General features: G+C 59.5%; 15 protein-coding genes and 1 tRNA gene. 10 read left to right on the top strand and 6 right to left on the bottom strand.

The annotated features are described in order from the left end of the window. Positions 1-209: 209 nt before the first annotated feature. The 3 genes from ACYQ54_RS15485 to ACYQ54_RS15475 all read right to left on the bottom strand — a co-directional run bounded on the left by ACYQ54_RS15485 (position 210) and on the right by ACYQ54_RS15475 (position 6,886). Positions 210-1,253 carry a Fe(3+) ABC transporter substrate-binding protein gene (locus ACYQ54_RS15485; RefSeq protein ID WP_460083771.1) on the bottom strand — a complete coding sequence of 348 codons (1,044 nt, stop codon included), beginning with the start codon at positions 1,251-1,253 and terminating at the stop codon, positions 210-212. 269 nt (positions 1,254-1,522) lie between these two features. Then, positions 1,523-2,215: a DUF4336 domain-containing protein gene (locus ACYQ54_RS15480; protein WP_460083769.1), complete on the bottom strand. Its 693-nt coding sequence runs from the start codon at positions 2,213-2,215 to the stop codon at positions 1,523-1,525. Between the two features lie 24 nt (positions 2,216-2,239). Continuing rightward, entirely contained in the window at positions 2,240-6,886 is a 4,647-nt protein-coding gene (locus ACYQ54_RS15475) for a PAS domain-containing sensor histidine kinase (protein WP_460083767.1), read from the bottom strand. A 261-nt stretch (positions 6,887-7,147) separates the two neighbouring features. Here ACYQ54_RS15475 and ACYQ54_RS15470 point away from each other — a divergent pair, with 261 nt between their 5' ends. The 7 genes from ACYQ54_RS15470 (at position 7,148) to ACYQ54_RS15440 (ending at position 12,669) form a co-directional block, all read left to right on the top strand. Continuing rightward, complete coding sequence (locus tag ACYQ54_RS15470; RefSeq protein WP_460083765.1) at positions 7,148-7,534, top strand: phasin; 387 nt, start codon at positions 7,148-7,150, stop codon at positions 7,532-7,534. Positions 7,535-7,900: 366 nt separating this feature from the next. Next, positions 7,901-8,419 (top strand): phasin, encoded by a 519-nt coding sequence (locus ACYQ54_RS15465; RefSeq protein WP_460083763.1) that lies wholly within the window; start codon positions 7,901-7,903, stop codon positions 8,417-8,419. A gap of 226 nt (positions 8,420-8,645) precedes the next feature. Beyond that, positions 8,646-8,722: transfer RNA gene (locus ACYQ54_RS15460), tRNA-His, on the top strand. 360 nt (positions 8,723-9,082) lie between these two features. Continuing rightward, complete coding sequence (locus tag ACYQ54_RS15455; protein WP_460083761.1) at positions 9,083-9,841, top strand: SDR family oxidoreductase; 759 nt, start codon at positions 9,083-9,085, stop codon at positions 9,839-9,841. Positions 9,842-10,096: 255 nt separating this feature from the next. Next, a complete protein-coding gene (ada, locus tag ACYQ54_RS15450) occupies positions 10,097-11,173 on the top strand; it encodes a bifunctional DNA-binding transcriptional regulator/O6-methylguanine-DNA methyltransferase Ada (protein ID WP_460083759.1) in 1,077 nt (358 codons plus the stop codon). Then, positions 11,170-11,922, top strand: a complete 753-nt coding sequence (locus tag ACYQ54_RS15445; protein ID WP_460083757.1) for a 2OG-Fe(II) oxygenase — start codon at positions 11,170-11,172, stop codon at positions 11,920-11,922. The genes ada and ACYQ54_RS15445 overlap by 4 nt, the downstream gene beginning before the upstream one ends. A 258-nt stretch (positions 11,923-12,180) precedes the next feature. Continuing rightward, complete coding sequence (locus ACYQ54_RS15440; protein ID WP_460083755.1) at positions 12,181-12,669, top strand: hypothetical protein; 489 nt, start codon at positions 12,181-12,183, stop codon at positions 12,667-12,669. Positions 12,670-12,685: 16 nt separating this feature from the next. Here ACYQ54_RS15440 and ACYQ54_RS15435 read toward each other — a convergent pair whose 3' ends face one another. The 3 genes from ACYQ54_RS15435 to ACYQ54_RS15425 all read right to left on the bottom strand — a co-directional run bounded on the left by ACYQ54_RS15435 (position 12,686) and on the right by ACYQ54_RS15425 (position 14,724). Continuing rightward, positions 12,686-12,991 carry a GNAT family N-acetyltransferase gene (locus ACYQ54_RS15435; RefSeq protein WP_460083753.1) on the bottom strand — a complete coding sequence of 102 codons (306 nt, stop codon included), beginning with the start codon at positions 12,989-12,991 and terminating at the stop codon, positions 12,686-12,688. A gap of 333 nt (positions 12,992-13,324) precedes the next feature. Beyond that, positions 13,325-14,029: a pirin family protein gene (locus tag ACYQ54_RS15430; RefSeq protein WP_460083751.1), complete on the bottom strand. Its 705-nt coding sequence runs from the start codon at positions 14,027-14,029 to the stop codon at positions 13,325-13,327. Positions 14,030-14,157: 128 nt separating this feature from the next. Beyond that, a complete protein-coding gene (locus ACYQ54_RS15425; RefSeq protein WP_460083750.1) occupies positions 14,158-14,724 on the bottom strand; it encodes a DUF3291 domain-containing protein in 567 nt (188 codons plus the stop codon). 188 nt (positions 14,725-14,912) lie between these two features. Here ACYQ54_RS15425 and ACYQ54_RS15420 point away from each other — a divergent pair, with 188 nt between their 5' ends. The 3 genes from ACYQ54_RS15420 to ACYQ54_RS15410 all read left to right on the top strand — a co-directional run bounded on the left by ACYQ54_RS15420 (position 14,913) and on the right by ACYQ54_RS15410 (position 16,887). After that, positions 14,913-15,740: a sulfite exporter TauE/SafE family protein gene (locus tag ACYQ54_RS15420; RefSeq protein WP_460084836.1), complete on the top strand. Its 828-nt coding sequence runs from the start codon at positions 14,913-14,915 to the stop codon at positions 15,738-15,740. Between the two features lie 132 nt (positions 15,741-15,872). After that, the gene (locus tag ACYQ54_RS15415) at positions 15,873-16,574 is read left to right on the top strand and encodes an AzlC family ABC transporter permease (protein ID WP_460083748.1); all 702 of its coding nucleotides are present in this window, start codon (positions 15,873-15,875) and stop codon (positions 16,572-16,574) included. Further along, positions 16,567-16,887, top strand: coding sequence for an AzlD family protein (locus tag ACYQ54_RS15410; protein ID WP_062490371.1), 321 nt, complete (start codon positions 16,567-16,569; stop codon positions 16,885-16,887). The genes ACYQ54_RS15415 and ACYQ54_RS15410 overlap by 8 nt, the downstream gene beginning before the upstream one ends. Position 16,888: the final 1 nt, after the last annotated feature.

The raw sequence follows: 16,888 nt of genomic DNA, 5'->3' as shown, positions 1-16,888 counted from the left end.
CTTTTCGTCATGCCATGGCTCGACCATGGCATCCATGCCGTTGAGGATCGGATCGACGTCACCTCTGAATTTTGTCGACAGGGAACGGCATGGATTGCCGGATCAAGTCCGGCAATGACGGGCCCCAGAATAGTTTGAAAGTCCGCCTTCCTTGCTCTCAACAGAAAAGCGCCGCAGAATGCGGCGCCCGTCTTTTTGTCATCGTGGCCTCAAGAAGCCGGACCGTCGTCGAAGCCGACTTCGTCGATCAGTTCGCTGGCAGTCTTGCGGTTCTTGGCAATGTCGGCAAGCGGCAGGGTGTCCTTTTTGAATTCACCCCAGCTCGCAACGCGTTCGGACACCGCAACACCCGGCTTGACCGGATATTCGTGGTTGGTTTCGGCGTAGATTTCCTGGGCTTCTTCGGAGGACAGGAACTCGATCAGCTTGACCGCATTGTCCTTGTTCGGTGCGTTCTTCGCAAGGATGACGCCGGCAATGTTGACGTGGCTGCCGCGGTCGTTGGTATTCGGGAACAGGATGCGGACGCTGTCGGCCCAGGTCTGCTGTTCCGGTTCCTTCTCGCTGGTCTGCATCAGACCCATGTAATAGGTGTTGCCGAGTGCGATGTCGCATTCGCCGGCAAAGATGGCCTTGACCTGGGCGCGGTCGTTGCCGGCAGGCTTGCGGGCGAGGTTGTCGCGAACGCCTTCCAGCCATTTCTCGGTCTCTTCGACACCATGATGCGCGACCATCGAGGCAACCAGCCCGACGGTGTAGACGTGTTGTCCGGAGCGGGTACACAGGCGGCCCTTCCACTTCGGATCTGCAAGTTCCTCGTAGGTGATGCTGTCCTGGTCAACACGTTCCTTGGAGGCGTAGATCACACGGGCGCGGTTGGTCAGGCCGATCCAGTGTCCTTCCGGATCGCGGAATTCTGCCGGAACGTTCGCATTGACGACTTCAGAGACAACCGGCTGTGAAATGCCGAGCTGCTTGGCGCCGTCCAGGCGGCCGATATCAACAGTCAGCAGAACGTCCGCCGGTGAGTTGGCCCCTTCCGCCGCAATGCGCTCGCCCAGGCCTTCAGCGGCAAAGACGACGTTGGTCTTGATGCCTGTTTCCTTGGTGAAGGCTTCGAGCAGCGGCTCGATCAGATACGGCTGGCGGTAGGAGTAGATATTCACTTCCCCGTCGGCAAATGCGGGTACGGCGGAAAGGGTTGCCGAGGACAGCAGGGCGGCGCCTGCCAGGGCACGGAAAGTGGAATTCATGTAACTCTCCCGGTGAGTTGGTTCTTGTTGTCCGGAACCTGGATCCGAAGCTTGCCGGGAATATGTCGCCAGAGTGTTATAAAGTCAATAAAGCAAGTAAAATCAATACTTTAGAATGGTTCAAAACTAACTGGAGGATTGCACTCCAGTATATTCCCGAAAAGCGATGAGAATACAGGAGTTTAAGACTCGACTTTAAGTGTGCCGTCACTGCGCAAGTGGCATTGGAAGTCGATCACGAACACGTTATCGGTGGGCGTGAAAAACTGTCACACCCAGGCAAGAGCCGGCCGCAAGAAGGCTGTGCCGTCGGACGACTGCCAGACGCCGTGGGCCATGATCACTTTTTCCGGTGACCAGGCAAGGATACGGTCTCGGCAGACACGCGCCTTGCGACGGTTGAAGAAGCTCAATCGCCATTCCAGGGGCGCATAGCCCTTGCCTTCGACAATACCCCACAAACCGGCGATCCAGCGTTGCCAGGGCTTCCAGTACCGGTCCAGAAACCCTTGCGAGAAATGCTCGCTGAGATCGGCCAGGATGACCGTTGCGGAGGGTTGGTGCAGGAACACCACTTCATCCATTGCCGGAGATCCGGAAAAGCGCACCATGTCGATGACACCTTCAAAGGCATCCGGCACGGCCTCGTCCAGCGCCGGTTCGAAGGCAAGATCGGTGCGTTTGGAAATGGTGCTCTCAGGCCCCCAGAGTTTTGCCTCCGGCCAGGCCGCCTTCCAGTCTTGCAGGAAAAGGTGGTGGATCTTGTTTGGGCTGACGAGATGCGCCGGGGTTCCCAGAGCGTCGACTTCCCGCCGGATGTCCGGTGACAGGGCGATCGGCGACCAGACCCACAGCTTGCCGGACGGCAAGCGGACGATGACGCAGCGGGTCGGGTAGGGAAATCCGTAGAAGGAGACATTGTCTCCTTCCAGGATCCAGATGTTGCTGTCGACTTCAATCAAGAACCGCTCCTGACAGGTCCGGCACTATTCCGAAAGCACCCGTTGGGTGGGGAATATGATTTCCACCAGCGTACCCTGGTCAGGTGTGGAATCGATATGGAAGCTGGCCCGGTTTGCCTCGACCAGAGCCTTGGTCAGAGGCAGACCGAGACCGGTTCCACCGCCCCGGCTGGAGGTGTGCAGTTGCCGGAAGGGTTCGAGCGCCGCCGCAAGCTGCTTGGCTGTCATGCCGGTGCCGGTGTCGCGGACACGCAGGGCAACCTCGCCATTGCTTTCCAGCGCGGTCGACAGGATCACCTGGCCACCGGACTTGTTGTATTTGATGGCGTTGGACAGAAGGTTCAGCACGATCTGGCGCAGCGAGCGCGGGTCGGCCACCACGTCAGGCACGGATTCCGGCAGGCTGGCGCGGATGATGACACGTTCCCGGTTGGCCTGTGGCTGCATCAAGGCAACGCATTCGTTGATGACGTCATTGGTCGAGACGGCAGAGAACTTGAGATCCAGCTTGCCTGCCTCGATCTTGGACAGGTCCAGAAGATCGTTGATAAGGCTCATGATGTGTGAGCCGGATGTGCGGATGTCCTTGAGGTAGTCCTTGTAGCGGTCGTTGCCGATCGGGCCAAATCGCTCTTCCATCATGACTTCCGAAAAGCCGATGATGGCGTTCAGCGGTGTGCGGATCTCATGGCTGATCTTGGCCAGGAAATCGGACTTCTGAGAACTGGCGTTCTCGGCCTGGCGCTTGGCCTGGGTCAGTTCCTCTTCGGCGGTCTTCCACTGGGTGATGTCCCGCAGCACCGCACAGTATTTGACATCGTCCTTGGTTCCACCGATCCGGCCAATGGTCATGAACAGCGGAATGAGCCCACCGGTCGGAACCTTGCCCAGCACTTCGCGTCCATCATTGAGGATGGAGGCAACGCCGTTGCGCGACAGTCCGTCCAGATAGTCGGCGGCGGCCCGGTGGCTTTCCGGTGCAAGGAATTCGGTCAGCGGGGCGCCGATCATGTCAGACCGGCTGGCGCTGAACAGGGCTTCCGCCGATCCGTTTACCTTCAGGATGGAGCCGTTTTGATCGAGCACCAGAACGCCGTCGGTGGCGGTTTCCAGGATGGTGTCCATCTCGGCGATCTGGTTGCGCGCGCTGTCGAGTTCCGCGCGCACTTCCGCAAAGAAGTTCGGCGATGAGGGGGCCGCAGTGGCAGGAGCCGGTTTTACCTTGCGTTCGGTGATGGAAATCATCAGACCCCGGTTGCCGTTCCACGGAACCGAATGCATGTGCGCATCGACATTCAGAACACCACCGTCGGACAAGCGCATCTTCATGGTCTCATCGACCTCGCCGTCCATGCCTTCGGCATCCGGCAATTCTTCCGCGTCATCGATGAAGAGGGCCTCAAGACCGCCTGCTTCGCACAGAGCGGCGATCGACCGGTAGCCAAGCATCTTCAAGAGGGCCTTGTTGGCGTAGAGAACTTCCCGGTCGTGGGCAATGGCGATGCCGATGGGCAAGCGGTCCAGCAGGCTCGGGTCAATGGGTCCGGCTTCCGGAACTTCCGGCGGCAGCTCTTCGACAGGTTCTTCCGGATCGGGCGCATCGAATTCTTCAAGATCACCCTCAAGCCGTGCTCCCAAGGCTTCCGCGATCTTGCGGAAGGCCTGGCGTTCGGGCCGGGAAAGACCAGAGGTATCCACCGGAACGACGCGTGGTTTTACCGTTGCGAGCGGGATGACCTGGCCAGTCGTCTTCTGCTCGGCCGGTTCGTCGGCGTCGCCTGTTTCGGCAGCCTTGTCCTCGCTCTCGAATGCAGCAGTTTCCTCGAAGAACTCACGCTCCTCTGCGGTGTCATCCGTTTCCAGAGACGCGGCTACGGCTTCGATCTCGCGGTCTTCTTCCTCAACGAGATCGAAATGTGCATCTTCAAAGGCGGGTTCGGGCTCGAACTGGTCATCGTCCCGGAGAGAGGGGGCTTCGTTCCCCGCTTGAAGATCGTCTTCCACGTCGGAGAGGTCGACATCGTCGTCGTCAACAGCCTCGAGCGACGTGTCGTCGTCTTCCAGACCCTTGGTATCTTCTTCTTCCTCGAAGAGATCGCGCGGCTTCTTCTCTGCCTGCTTGTACGCCTTGGCAAGCGACTTGACCGCACTTTCGATTTCAGCGGGCTTCAACGCCGCAGGTCCGGAAATACCGGTCGGCTCGACGGCAACAGGTTTGGCTGCCGCAACGGCTGTGTCGGTGGCCATGATCTCGTCAACGGGCGGTTCGTCGACCGCGGCATCGCTCTCGACGTCCACGTCTGCTTCGGTTTCGTCTGTCAGATCAGCATCGTCCTCGTCGAAGGAGGTATCTTCGGTCGCGACGTCACTGGCCTCGTCTTCAAGATCTTCGGCTTCAGCGTCTGCCGCTTCCTGTGTGTCTTCTGTTTCTTCCGTCGGGTCGCCCGCTGTTCCGATGACCTCAGCACTTGCGACGTCGCCAGCTTCTTCATCAGTCTCTGAAGCGTCGGTTGCTTCGGACGAAGCTTCGCTGTCCGGTGCGTCTTGAAGGCCGGATTCCAGCGCCTTGAACTTGCTGTCGAGAGCTGCGCCCGGCAGATCGTCGAAATCCTTTTCGGTGTCGGGTCCGGTATCATCTGCCGCGGTACCGGTTGCATCAACTCCCGTGTCAGTCTTGTCGGCTTCATTCGCCTTCACGGGCGGCTCGACAGGGCGCTGCGGGGGTTTGCCGGTGAACTTTGCCAGTGAACCGACCAGAGCAGCCGCGCTGGCACCCAGAAAAGTCTTGCCTGCGAAGGAATCCGGTTTTGCCGGTTTCAGATCCGCAAGCCTGGCCGCTGCTTCAGCAGTTTCCTGCTGTTGTGTTGCGTCCGGCTCTTCGGATTCACCCGCCTGTACGTTCGCAGTGGCATCAGGTGTTTCGGCCGCGGCTTCGGCATTGCCGAGGGTGTCTTCCCTAACCTGGTCGCTGCTGGCCGCGGCAAGGTCCTCGTCCATGTCCGTCACTGCGGAGATTTCACCGGCCTCGACGGCGGGGTTGCTTTCCATCTGCGTTTCAGCGCTGCGGGAGATTTCTTCTTCCGAAAGCTGGTCGTGACCGGTTTCGGTCTCGTCCGAGACGGTGGCTGCCGCCCCGACAACGGCCAGCACCGGTCCGGCGGGCTGCTCGCCGCGCTCTGCCACCGCGTCGGCGGTCCGGCAAACACCGAAGCCTCGATAGCCTTCGAATTTGCGATTCCGGTCGAAGGCGGGCAGGGCGGCCATGTCCACGGGCACGCGCAAGTCTGCGCCGGTCACCGGCCAGTCAATTGTCTTGCCGCTCCAGGTATCGCGCCGGTCAAGCGCTCGTGCGATGTGACCGCGCGGGTCGAGATCGAACCGGTCGGCAACTTGCTGCCAGGTCAGGCCGACAATGTCGGTTGCCGACGGGCCGAGAACTTCGGCAAACTCGTCGGACAGGAACGTGAACCGCTGGTCGATATCCATCTTCCAGGCAAAGCGCACCGGTCTGCGCCGCGGCTGGAAGACGAAGCCGTCCCGCGCCGTGTCATCGCTCGTGTCTGCGGCGGTTGCGTCTTCAAGACCCGTACCGTTGGACACGGCGCCCTCGGAGACAGCCTCCATGGCGCTGATCTTCTCGCTATCAGCATCAACAGCGGTTTCGTCTTCCTCGTAGATGTCGAGGTCCACCTCTCCGGCGTCCATCGGGGAGATGTCGTCCGACATAACCGCACTGGCGACGACCGACTGCTCGTGGACGGGCTGGTCGACGGTGTCTTCCACCAGGGGCTCGTCTCTATCCTGCGCCGCTGTGTCCGGAGTGACGGTAGGTTGGTCAGCGGTTTCCAGCTCGTCTTCGTCCGCCCGCACCCAGCCGGCATCGTCGTCGCCGGTTGCGGATGCCTCGTCCTCTTTTCCGGATGAGGCCGCAGCGACGGCTGCTCCGGCGGCAAAGCCCGCTGCAGGCAATGCGGCATCGGCAGCGGATGGCTCCGGCTCTTCCGTGCTTTTGCTGGTGTCTTCCCCGGTGTCCGTGTCGCCATCAGCCAGGGGCAGGTTTTCCAGAACCACCAGCTTCTCGCGGTCGGTAACCTTCAGGACCACACCCTCGTGGAAGGCGCCTTCCAGCTCCAGCGGTCCGAAGAGGGCCGTTTGGTCCTCCGGCAGGTCGAGGTCTTCCGGGGTTCCGACAAGCTCGCCGAAGCGGTTTTCCACCGAACCGCCATCCGTCACGAACACTGTGGCGTCGTCGTCGCGCAGCATCTGCGCAAAGGCCGGAACCGGGTCCTTCGTTGCCGACAGGCCCTTGTCGCCGCACACGATCAGGGCAGCAGCGTCACCATTTTCCAGTTCGACGCGCATGCACTGGCACGTCAGCAACATGACCCGAAGGCCCCGGTAGAATCGAAGCCGGTCGATGCTGAATTTGTCGGTGAGGCCGGATTCGGCGATGCGGGCAATATGCGGACGGGCAGGCGAGCGCTCGAGCGACGTCAGGCTGGCCAGATCGGATACGGTCTGTGCCGAGAAAAACGCGGCCCCGGCGGCATTCGCCCATAGAATACGCGCGCCGTCAGCCGACCAGAGCCAGGCTGCCCTTTTGTCGGCGACAAGCTGAACCAGATCATCCATGGCGGTCAGTTCCAGGAATGATAGGGTCTGTTCGTCCATGGCTCTGCTCCAAACTGGTCTGCAACACCGGTTGACGGGTGCGTGGCGGCCGGATTTGCCCAAAGTGGTAAACACTCCGTTAATACAAGCAATCTCCAACTCAGTCCACGTAAAGCAAGGTTGCTAAAGGGGTTACATGAAGGCGTGGTTAATCCGACTGGACAAGTTTGCCGGAATGCCATCGTCGTGTTACGAATTTTTGGCATGGAAGGATTTCAGGATACCTGCCTGATATCTTTCGTCGACCTGAGGAGCGCCGACATGAGCACAGACAAGACCGGATTTGAAATTCCCGACCAGATGCGCGATTTCGCGGAAAAGAGCGTCGACCAGGCCCGCAAGGCCTTCGACGACTTCATGGGAGCGACCCACAAGGCCGTCAGCAACGTGGAAGACAGCGCAAATGCGGTTCAGGCCGGGGCTGCGGATGTCAACAAGAAGGCGCTGACCTATGCCGAAGAGCATGTCGACGCCGCCTTCAAGTTCGCGCAGGAACTGGTCAAGGCGCAAAACGTCGAAGACATGATGAACCTGCAGCAGGATTATCTGCGCAGTCAGATGGAGTCCCTCGGCGAACAGGCGCGCGAGTTTTCCAACTCGGCCACCAAGGCCGTTCAGGACGCTGCCAAGGCCACTCAGAAAAAATAATCTGGCTGGCTTTTTTGCCTTGCGCAGGGTGACGGAACCCCGCGCAAGGTCCGGCAAGTGTTGCGTTGAATATTTCCTGTTTTGGTTGTATGATTTTTCCCGGCTTCGCTGTCTTGTTTCGTCTTCCTTTGTCCGGCCAATGACTTGACGTCAGGGGTCTGGATTTCGACAGGCGTTTTGCAGAGCGGAATAGACGAAACCCCAGAAATCCCCGACGGTAATTTCATTGTGCAGTGCAAAAAAATGTTGCAATGCAGCACGGCATGCACTATGTAGTGTTTGCGGATGACGACAGGGACCGCCGGCAAACGTATCGGCGGAAGAAAATGCACCAATGATCGCATCCGGACTCAAGGAGATGAGATCATGACTGACACGACAACCACTGGCACTGCAAAAACTGCCCCGAAAGCCCGCGCCACCAAAGCAAAAACTTCTGCCGCTGGTGCAGCTTTCCCGGACTTCGAGGCTTTTGCCATGCCGAATATGGAAGTTCCTGCCATGTTCCGTGAAGCAACGGAAAAAGGCATCGAGAACGCCCGCGACGCTTATGCAAAAGTGAAAACCGCTGCTGAAGACGCGACTGACCTGATGGAAGACACCTTCGAGACGTCCCGTCAGGGCGTGGTGGAATTCAACCACAAGGCTGTTGATGCTGCCAAAGCCAACGCCGACGCTGCTTTCACTTTCGTCAAGGACATCATGTCCGCAAAGAGCATATCTGAAGCTATCGAACTGCAGTCCACGTTTGCTCGCCAGCAGTTTGACGCTCTGAGCGCCCAGACCAAGGAAATGCATGAGCTGGCTACCAAGCTCGGCACCGATGTTTCCGCTCCGGTCAAGGAAGCGTTCGAGAAGTCCTTCAAGGACATCAAGGTCAACTAATCCGGCATTCGGCCGTCCGCAATCACATGATTGCGGCATGGCCGGGCCTTGCCGATGATATCGGCAAACAGTTGATATGCCCGGAGCATCGCTCCGGGCATTTGCTTTTCAACAGGTCGGAAATTTCCGAAAATTCCCGCTTGCGGGTTGGAAAAAACGAGTTTAGAAGACGCCCTTGCAAATGGCGGCACGGGTCAGTATGGTCCGCGTCACCTCACGCCTTTAAGCAGACGTAGCTCAGTTGGTTAGAGCGTCGGATTGTGGCTCCGAAGGTCGGTGGTTCGAATCCACTCGTCTGTACCATTCCCCCTTCATTCATTTGAAATCAGAAAATGTTCCAGACGCAGGTCATTCTTGCGGCTGCCGCGTCTGATGGCATTTTTATTTTGTACTCGTAATACGGCAGCAGAATTGTCCGAAGCTGCTGTGAGATCTCCTTCATAATCGAAGTCAGAGCCTTTGGTCGGAATGCGGCGGCCGGAGCTGGGATGCCCATTGTCCTCAAGCTGGTTCTTCGTGGCGCAGCCACCCTGCGCATGATCCTCAGATGCCGGTTCTCGGATTTGAGGACAAGAAACGGATAGTTAGGCTCGGCTCGATCGTGACACCTGTCGCTCGGACCTCGGCTCATGCCGGGTCCAATGACAGACAGGAGAAAACGTCATGGAACTGGAAAACAAGTCGATCATCATCACCGGGGCAAGCAGCGGGATCGGTGCTGCCGCAGCGGCCTTGTTTGCGGCCGAAGGGGCGCAGGTCGTCCTCGGCGCAAGGCGATCCGTGGAGCTTGAGTCTGTTGCCTCCAAAATCCGCGCGGCCAACGGCACAGCCGTGTTTCTGGACGGCGACGTCAAGGACGAGGGCTATGCCGCTGCGCTTGTCGACCTCGCCTTGAAGGAGTTCGGCCGACTGGATGGTGCGTTCAACAATGCCGGCATCGTTGGCGCGATGGAACCTGTCCCCGACATGGGCATTGGCAACTGGAACGAAATCCTGGCGGTCAACCTGACCGCGGCCTTCCTGGCTGCAAAGGCACAGATACCCGCCATGAAGAAAACCGGTGGAGGTTCGATCGTCTTCACATCGTCATTCGTCGGCTTCAGCAATGCGGGCTTGCCTGGCATGGGCGCCTATGCGGCCTCCAAGGCCGGTCTCAATGGCTTGGTGCAATCACTTGCCTCTGACCATGCCGCGGAAGGTATTCGGGCTCATGCCTTGATGCCGGGGGGCACCATCACAGCAGCCGGTGGGGAAGGAAATCCCGACGTCATGGCATTCATTGCAGGTTTGCACCCCATGAAACGTATGGCGGACGCGAGGGAGATCGCACAAGCTGCGCTTTTCCTGCTGTCTGATCGGGCAAGCTTCATGACGGGAAGTCCCACGATTGTCGATGGCGGCATGTCCATTCGGCTGACCTGACCAGACGCTTTGCCACAAGGCGGGTAGCTGCCTTGTGGCAAATTCCGGAACGACAGTTCATCGCAGCAGCGCCAGTTCAGCAGGCCTGAACAGTGCCCCCCACTCTATTCTCTGACTTCATATTCAAATTTGCCCTCGGCTCGGAAATCGGGTCGATGAAGTCCCCGATTTGAGGGTAAGGACCGGAGTGCGCGGTCGTAATGCCGGTGACAGGATCGGCGAAGTTGAAGACACCAATTTCGGGAAAACGCACCAATGGAAACCGTGGAATTCGATCAGACAAAGCTGCCAGTTGCCGAGGATCCAAGGTGGGCGCGTATTGCAGCCCGCGACAAGACCGCAGACGGCCAGTTCTGGTATTCGGTTTCGACGACCGGGGTCTATTGTCGTCCCTCGTGCCCTTCGCGCCTGGCCAATCCGGAGAATGTGCAGCTTCACTCCACGCTTGAAAGCGCGCGGGCGACCGGCTTCAGGGCGTGTAAACGGTGCAGGCCGGAAGGCCTGCCACCCGCTGCGGAGAATGCAGCCATCGTTGCCAGAGCTTGCCGTATCATTGAAAAAAGCGAGGAAGAGCCGTCACTGGATGATCTTGCCCGCTCCGTTGGCCGCAGCTCCAGCTACTTTCACCGTGTCTTCAAGGCGGCGACCGGTCTTACTCCGAAAGATTATGCCTCGGCACACAGGGCCAACAAGGTTCGCGACGGACTTGGGTCCGGCATAACGGTGACAGAGGCCATCTATGACGCAGGCTTTAACTCCAGCGGGCGTTTTTACGAAAAGTCCACTGGGCTGCTGGGCATGACACCCACGCAATATCGCTCCGGCGGGGCCGATGAGGAAATCAGGTTTGCGGTCGGCCAGGCGTCTCTTGGTGCAATCCTGGTTGCATCCAGCAGGAAAGGCGTTGTTTCGATTCTCCTTGGAAATGATCCAGGCGAATTGGTCAGGGATCTGCAGGATCGTTTCCCCAGGGCAAGACTGGTTGGTGCGGACCACGACTATGAAGTGCTGGTCGCAAGAGTGGTGGGATTTGTCGAATGCCCCAAAATCGGTCTGGATCTTCCGCTTGATGTCCGCGGCACCGTTTTTCAGCAAAGGGTATGGCAGGCACTTCAGGAAATCCCTGCCGGCGAAACTGTTTCCTATTCGGAAGTTGCCCGGCGCATCAGGGCGCCCAAAGCAACCCGGGCCGTCGCACGGGCGTGTGCTGCAAACAATCTCGCGGTGGCAATCCCCTGCCACCGTGTGGTTCGAAACGACGGTGCACTTTCAGGCTATGCCTGGGGTATCGACCGTAAGCGCGATCTGATCGAGAGCGAGAAGCTGGCATGAACAACTTCACCACTGTCCCGGATCGCGCGGCCGCGGCGACGTCCGCCGTTGAGGCGCGGGTCGCCGGCTATGATTGGGCCGCAATCCATGAAGAGTTGAACGGTTTCGGCTGTGTCACGCTGCCAAAGCTTTTGTCGTCCGAGGAATGTCGTGCGCTCTCGTCTCTCTATGTCGACGAAAACCACTTCAGAAGCCATGTGATCATGGCCCGGCACGGGTTCGGCAAAGGGGAATATCGCTACTTCAAATATCCTCTACCGGATATTCTCGGGGGATTGCGGACCGCGCTTTATCCGCGTTTCGCCGGTCTCGCCAACAGGTGGAACGAGACGATGGGGTTCGATCAACGATATCCGGATACCCACGCCGACTATCTGCAACAATGCCACCTGGCGGGTCAGAACCGGCCAACTCCGCTTCTGCTGCAGTACAGTGCCGGCGACTTCAACTGCCTTCACCAGGATCTTTATGGCGATCTGGTTTTTCCGATCCAGGTCGCGATTTTGCTGTCGGAACCGGACAAGGATTTCGCGGGCGGCGAGTTCTGCATGACCGAACAACGCCCGCGCATGCAGAGCCGCGTTGAAGTTGTCCGTCTGCACCAGGGAGATGCAGTCGCCTTTGCCGTTCACAACCGTCCGGTCCAGGGAACGAGGGGGAGCTACCGTGTAAACCTGCGTCACGGCGTCAGCCGCGTTCGCTCCGGCATTCGGCATACCGCAGGAATTATTTTCCATGACGCGAAATGATGTTCGCCACTTCGCATCATCGTTTGCTTGCGGGAAGGTGGCTTCAACCCTCATTCCGCTAGTGGTGAGCATGATTTCCCGGCTGGATTGCAGGGGCAGCAGTGACATGCCCCGCCGCGTGAACCGATCTGCTGGCTGGTTATGCGGCCGGTTCTCCCAACAAATTAAGACTTTCTGCCGGTTCAGCGGCGGCGAAAGCGTTGTGCGGAACGCCAGACTCTGTCTGAATGAGAGCACCTGGTCTCAAAGGAGCGCACAATGTCCTATCATGATGCCCCCGGTCTTGGTCGCCGTCTGGTTCGCCTGCCGGGTCAGTTGCTTCTGGCACTTGTGAACGCGACGGCGCTGCTCGTCATTGCTGCCTGCGTGCTGGCGCTTGTTGTGTTGAACAGGGTCGATAGCGCGGGCGAACGCATCGCCGGGAACGTGACCGAAGCCGCGCTGGCCCGCTTGCAGGTCTCTCCGGGAGAATTCAAGTCCCGGATCGAAGCGCTGGATGGCAAGATCTCGGCACTCAGGACACAGCTTTCCGATCCGGAGCTCAAGGATCACTGGGAAGTCGCGCAGCAGTTGAAGGACCTCAACCGGAACCTTGCCGACATCAAGCTGGCAGCGGCCGGTCTGAGCGCTGCCGGTCCGCAAATCACCGAAACCGCCTTCGAGCAGGCGGGCGACATGCTTACCGGTGCGCTCTACGCCCTGCGCGGGTGCCAGGTCGAGGTGAAAGACGCCGAGCCGTCAAGCTGACCGCCTTGCTTGCCGATCAGCCCTGAAACACGTCCGCCCATTCGGGATGCTTGCGGCGCTGCGCATTCACATAAGGACATAGCGGTACGATCTTCACCTGCTTGTGGCGGGCATCCTCGACAAGTCGCTCCACCAATGCCTTGCCGACACCCATGCCGCGCATGCTGTCCGGCACACCGGTGTGATCGGCGATGATCAGATGTTCGTTGACGATGGAAAAGGTCAGTTCGGCAGGCTCGGTAATCCCTTCGATCTTGGCCACGTAGCGGCCTTTGCTGCCATCCTGTTCCAGGGTGATGGCGGGGGACGTCGTTGCGGACATTGTCTGTCTCCTGAAGTGGAAGAAAGCGATTGCTCTGATCCAGGGTGCAATTTGGTATTTTCTGTCCAAGGGAACAGGTTGCCCGTTCCGCTCCCGACTTCATTCTCCGTCTTTGCAGGGCTCGACCCTGCAATCCATGCCGTTTCCTTGCTTCAGGCAAAGTCTGCCCGTGTGGAGGTGAAACAGGGGGAAACCCATGGGCGACCCTTAGGATGACGGAATGGGATGGAGGACTTTGCAGAAGCCATGTGTTTCCAGCCACCCGATTGTTCCCGATATCATCCCCGATGATGTACAGGGAGAGGGGCGGGAACGATCCCGCCCCAACACCTGCTAGGCTGCCAGGTCGAACAGCAGGAACTCCGCATTCTCGCTGGCGGTCAGCGAGATCGCGCCGGTCTGCAGCAGACCGAGGCCATCGCCGGCGGAAAGCGGCTGGTCATTGACGCTAAGCTTGCCCTTCACCAGTTGCAGCCAGACCTTGCGGCCGGGGCGGATGTCGAAGTCAAGGCTACGGTCAGCGGACAGAAGAGACGCGTAGAGATCGACATCCTGATGAATGGTGACGGATCCGTCACGCCCGTCGCGAGACCCGATCAGACGCAGCGCGTTCTGCCGTTCGGCGTCCGGAAAGGCCTTTTGTTCGTAGCTTGGCTGAAGCCCGTCCGCTTCCGGCACGATCCAGATTTGCAGGAAGTGGACCGGGGCCGTGTCCGAATGATTGTACTCGCTGTGGCGGACACCGGTGCCCGCGCTCATGCGCTGCAGTTCACCGGGCCGGATGACCGAGCCTGTGCCAATCGAATCCTTGTGTTCCAGTCCGCCCGAAACGACGTAGGAGATGATCTCCATGTTTTGGTGCGGGTGGGTCGGGAAACCGGCGCTCGGGGCGACGCGGTCCTCGTTGATCACCCGCAAGGCTCCAAAGCCGATGTGGTTCGGATCGAAGTAGGACCCGAAGGAGAAGGTGTGCTTGCTCTTCAGCCAGCCGAAATCGGCGTCGCCTCTGGCATCCGAAGGACGAAGTATCTGGTTCATGGATCAATCCTTTCCCAATCTCTGGCACGAAGAGGTCCGTGCGCTGTTGGGTCTTAGATTGCCATTGCAGTTCCATTTTACAATTCAGCCGAAGCTGGACAATTAGTTGTCAATTCTTGAACAATAGCCTATTGAACCGCCTTGGGGGCTTCGGCTCGGATGCGGTTTCGTTCCGCGATCTGTTTAGATACGCCGCCGTTCACGGTTGCCGGTTTTCCATCCGGGCCGAACGCGCACTTGAATGTGAAGGCGTCCGCTGAGGGGCCGGTGTCGCCCAGATGTTCGAAGCGTTCGACCGCTTCCACCCAGTCCGGCTGATGGCCTTCAGGCACCCACCAAAGCGCATAGGCAGGATAGCTGTTGTCTTCCCGCATGAAGTCAGGTCCCTGTCTCAGGATCTCGGCATGCGGCCCGCGGTAGACGGCTGCAAGCGCTGATTCCAGATCCTGCCAGAGCGAGATTGTGGAGGGTGCCCAGCCGTCGCCATTGTCCTGCCAGTACTTGGGAAACACCTGCTCGCCCCAACTGTCCGGTCCAGGTTCGTCGTCGTATCCCGAGCGGGCAACGAAGCCTTCGGCGCGTTCCATGGCCGCCCACACAAGCGGCTCTGCCTGGTGGAAAGGCTCCACATCCCGGTGGTCTGCCCGGGTGCGGAATTGGCCGAATGTGTAGAGCGCAATCCAGTAACCGCTCATGTCGCCTCCCTGCCGAATGACACCTGGCCGAGACTGGCCGCAAATCGCTCCAATCACAAGAGCTTGCGGGGGCAGCAAAACAGATAGTCCACGTAAGCGGCTGGAAAAATCCGCGCAGCTGGTCTAAGCGCTGGATGACGACTTTGGCGGCCGGCATCAGTGCGGCCACCGGCAACGAGGATAATTGCGTGGAAGATCTCAGCCTTTTCTCCCTTGGCCTACTGGCTGTTGCACTGCTGGCAACCGGGCTTGTGGCCGGGATCATCGCCGGCCTGCTCGGTGTCGGCGGCGGCATCGTCATCGTGCCGGTACTCTATTACATGTTCACCGCGCTGAAGATCGACCCTTCCGTGCTCATGCATGTGGCGGTTGGAACGTCATTGGCAACCATCCTGGCAACCGGTACTTCGTCGGCGCGCGCCCATTACAATCGTGGCAGCGTTGATATGGATCTGCTGAAACGCTGGTGGTGGGCGATTGCCCTTGGCGTTGTTGCGGGTGGAACCCTTGCGGGCAACATCTCGGGTGGCGCGCTGACGCTGGTCTTCGGGATCGTGGCGCTCGCGGTGTCGGCGAACATGATGTTCCGCAAGGACGGTTCCCATCTGGCCGACAGCCTGCCGGGCACTCCGATCAAGGAAGTGCTGGGTTTCCTGATCGGCGGGATCTCCGTGATGATGGGCATTGGCGGTGGCACGCTCGGCGTGCCGACGTTGACGCTGTTCAATTATCCGATCCGCAAGGCCGTCGGAACCGCCGCGGCCATCGGCCTGATCATTGCCGTTCCCGGCACCTTGCTGTCGATCTTTTTCGGCTGGGGAGAGGCTGGGCGTCCGCCGTTCTCGCTTGGGTATGTCAACCTCATCGGCTTTTTTCTGATCATTCCGGCCAGCACGTTTGCAGCGCCCCTGGGTGCCAAGATCGCTCACGCGATCGATCCGTCCAAGCTCAAGCTGGTATTCGCGCTGTTCCTCGGCTTTACCGGCCTGCGCATGATCTACGGCGTGCTGTTCTGACGAGGGATCCGGTCCCGGCAGCAGGAACGCTGATGGGTAAATCAAAAGGTTTTATTGGTTCTCGGGCGATTTATCAGCAATACTGACCATTCTTTGCGGGGGCTGCCCGCCGCCTGACACTCTTGGACAGACATGTTGAACAAAAATGTGACCCTCAGCCTGCAAGGCTGCGTGCGGGGCGCCACGATGTGCATTCCGGTCTCCCCGGGCATCATCGCGCTTGGACTGGTCTTCGGAACGGTCGCCGCACAAAAGGGACTGACCTTCCTGGAAACAATCATGATCAACTCGCTGGTCTTCGCCGGGGCCAGTCAGTTCGTCGCGATGGAAGTCTACAGCGATCCGCTCACCTATGGTCTTGTGGTGGCGATGATCGGGGTGACGGCTGCCGTCAACATGCGCATGCTCCTGATCGGCGCGAGCCTGCGGCCGTGGCTCGGGCAGGTGCCCGCCTGGCAGACCTATCCTTCCCTGTTCCTGCTGACGGATCTCAACTGGCTGCTGGCCTTGTCGGAATACAACAAGGGTACGCGCGACTGGGGGATCTATCTGGGCAGCGGCCTGTTCACGTGGTCGGTCTGGTCGCTTTCCGTCATTCCGGGTTATTTTGCCGGCAGTCTGGTGTCTGACCCGAAGGTCTACGGCCTCGATGTGGTTCTGCCGGCCTTCTTCGCCGCGCTTCTGGTGCCGCTCTGGAAAGGCAAGCGCCAGACCGTCAGCTGGCTGTTCGCAGGCGGTATCGCCGCGCTGACCTGGTATCTCGTCGGTGGCTACTGGAGCATTTTCACCGGTGCCATTGCCGGTGCTTTCGCGGGGGCCTATCTCGATGACTGAGGGAGCCTTTACCGCAGATCCAATCTTCATTCTGGCCGTGCTTGGCATGACCGCGGTCACCTATGCGCTTAGAGCAGGCGGTTACTGGGTCATGGGCCGGTTGCCGATCACGCCGCGGGTTCGCCGTGGACTTGAAGCCCTGCCGGGAGCGATCATCGTCTCCACCATCCTGCCTATCGTGCTGAAGGGTGGGCTGGCCGTGGCCCTGTGCCTCGTTGTCGCTGCAGCCGCACAGGTGACCTTGCGCAAGGAATATGTCGCCGTCTTCTGCGCGGCAGGTGCCGCAGCCGCCCTTCGGGCAGCCGGGCTTTAAC

The organism is Roseibium sp. LAB1, assembly GCF_054658235.1.
This window is presented reverse-complemented; position numbering and strand designations above follow the sequence as displayed.

Coding starts and splice junctions, on each gene's coding strand:
- ACYQ54_RS15465 (WP_460083763.1), top strand. CDS start 7,901: ATGACTGACACGACAACCACTGGCACTGCAAAAACTGCCCCGAAAGCC.
- ACYQ54_RS15455 (WP_460083761.1), top strand. CDS start 9,083: ATGGAACTGGAAAACAAGTCGATCATCATCACCGGGGCAAGCAGCGGG.
- ACYQ54_RS15445 (WP_460083757.1), top strand. CDS start 11,170: ATGAACAACTTCACCACTGTCCCGGATCGCGCGGCCGCGGCGACGTCC.
- ACYQ54_RS15440 (WP_460083755.1), top strand. CDS start 12,181: ATGTCCTATCATGATGCCCCCGGTCTTGGTCGCCGTCTGGTTCGCCTG.
- ACYQ54_RS15475 (WP_460083767.1), bottom strand. CDS start 6,886: ATGGACGAACAGACCCTATCATTCCTGGAACTGACCGCCATGGATGAT.
- ACYQ54_RS15425 (WP_460083750.1), bottom strand. CDS start 14,724: ATGAGCGGTTACTGGATTGCGCTCTACACATTCGGCCAATTCCGCACC.
- ACYQ54_RS15410 (WP_062490371.1), top strand. CDS start 16,567: ATGACTGAGGGAGCCTTTACCGCAGATCCAATCTTCATTCTGGCCGTG.
- ACYQ54_RS15435 (WP_460083753.1), bottom strand. CDS start 12,991: ATGTCCGCAACGACGTCCCCCGCCATCACCCTGGAACAGGATGGCAGC.
- ada (WP_460083759.1), top strand. CDS start 10,097: ATGGAAACCGTGGAATTCGATCAGACAAAGCTGCCAGTTGCCGAGGAT.
- ACYQ54_RS15415 (WP_460083748.1), top strand. CDS start 15,873: ATGTTGAACAAAAATGTGACCCTCAGCCTGCAAGGCTGCGTGCGGGGC.
- ACYQ54_RS15470 (WP_460083765.1), top strand. CDS start 7,148: ATGAGCACAGACAAGACCGGATTTGAAATTCCCGACCAGATGCGCGAT.
- ACYQ54_RS15485 (WP_460083771.1), bottom strand. CDS start 1,253: ATGAATTCCACTTTCCGTGCCCTGGCAGGCGCCGCCCTGCTGTCCTCG.
- ACYQ54_RS15430 (WP_460083751.1), bottom strand. CDS start 14,029: ATGAACCAGATACTTCGTCCTTCGGATGCCAGAGGCGACGCCGATTTC.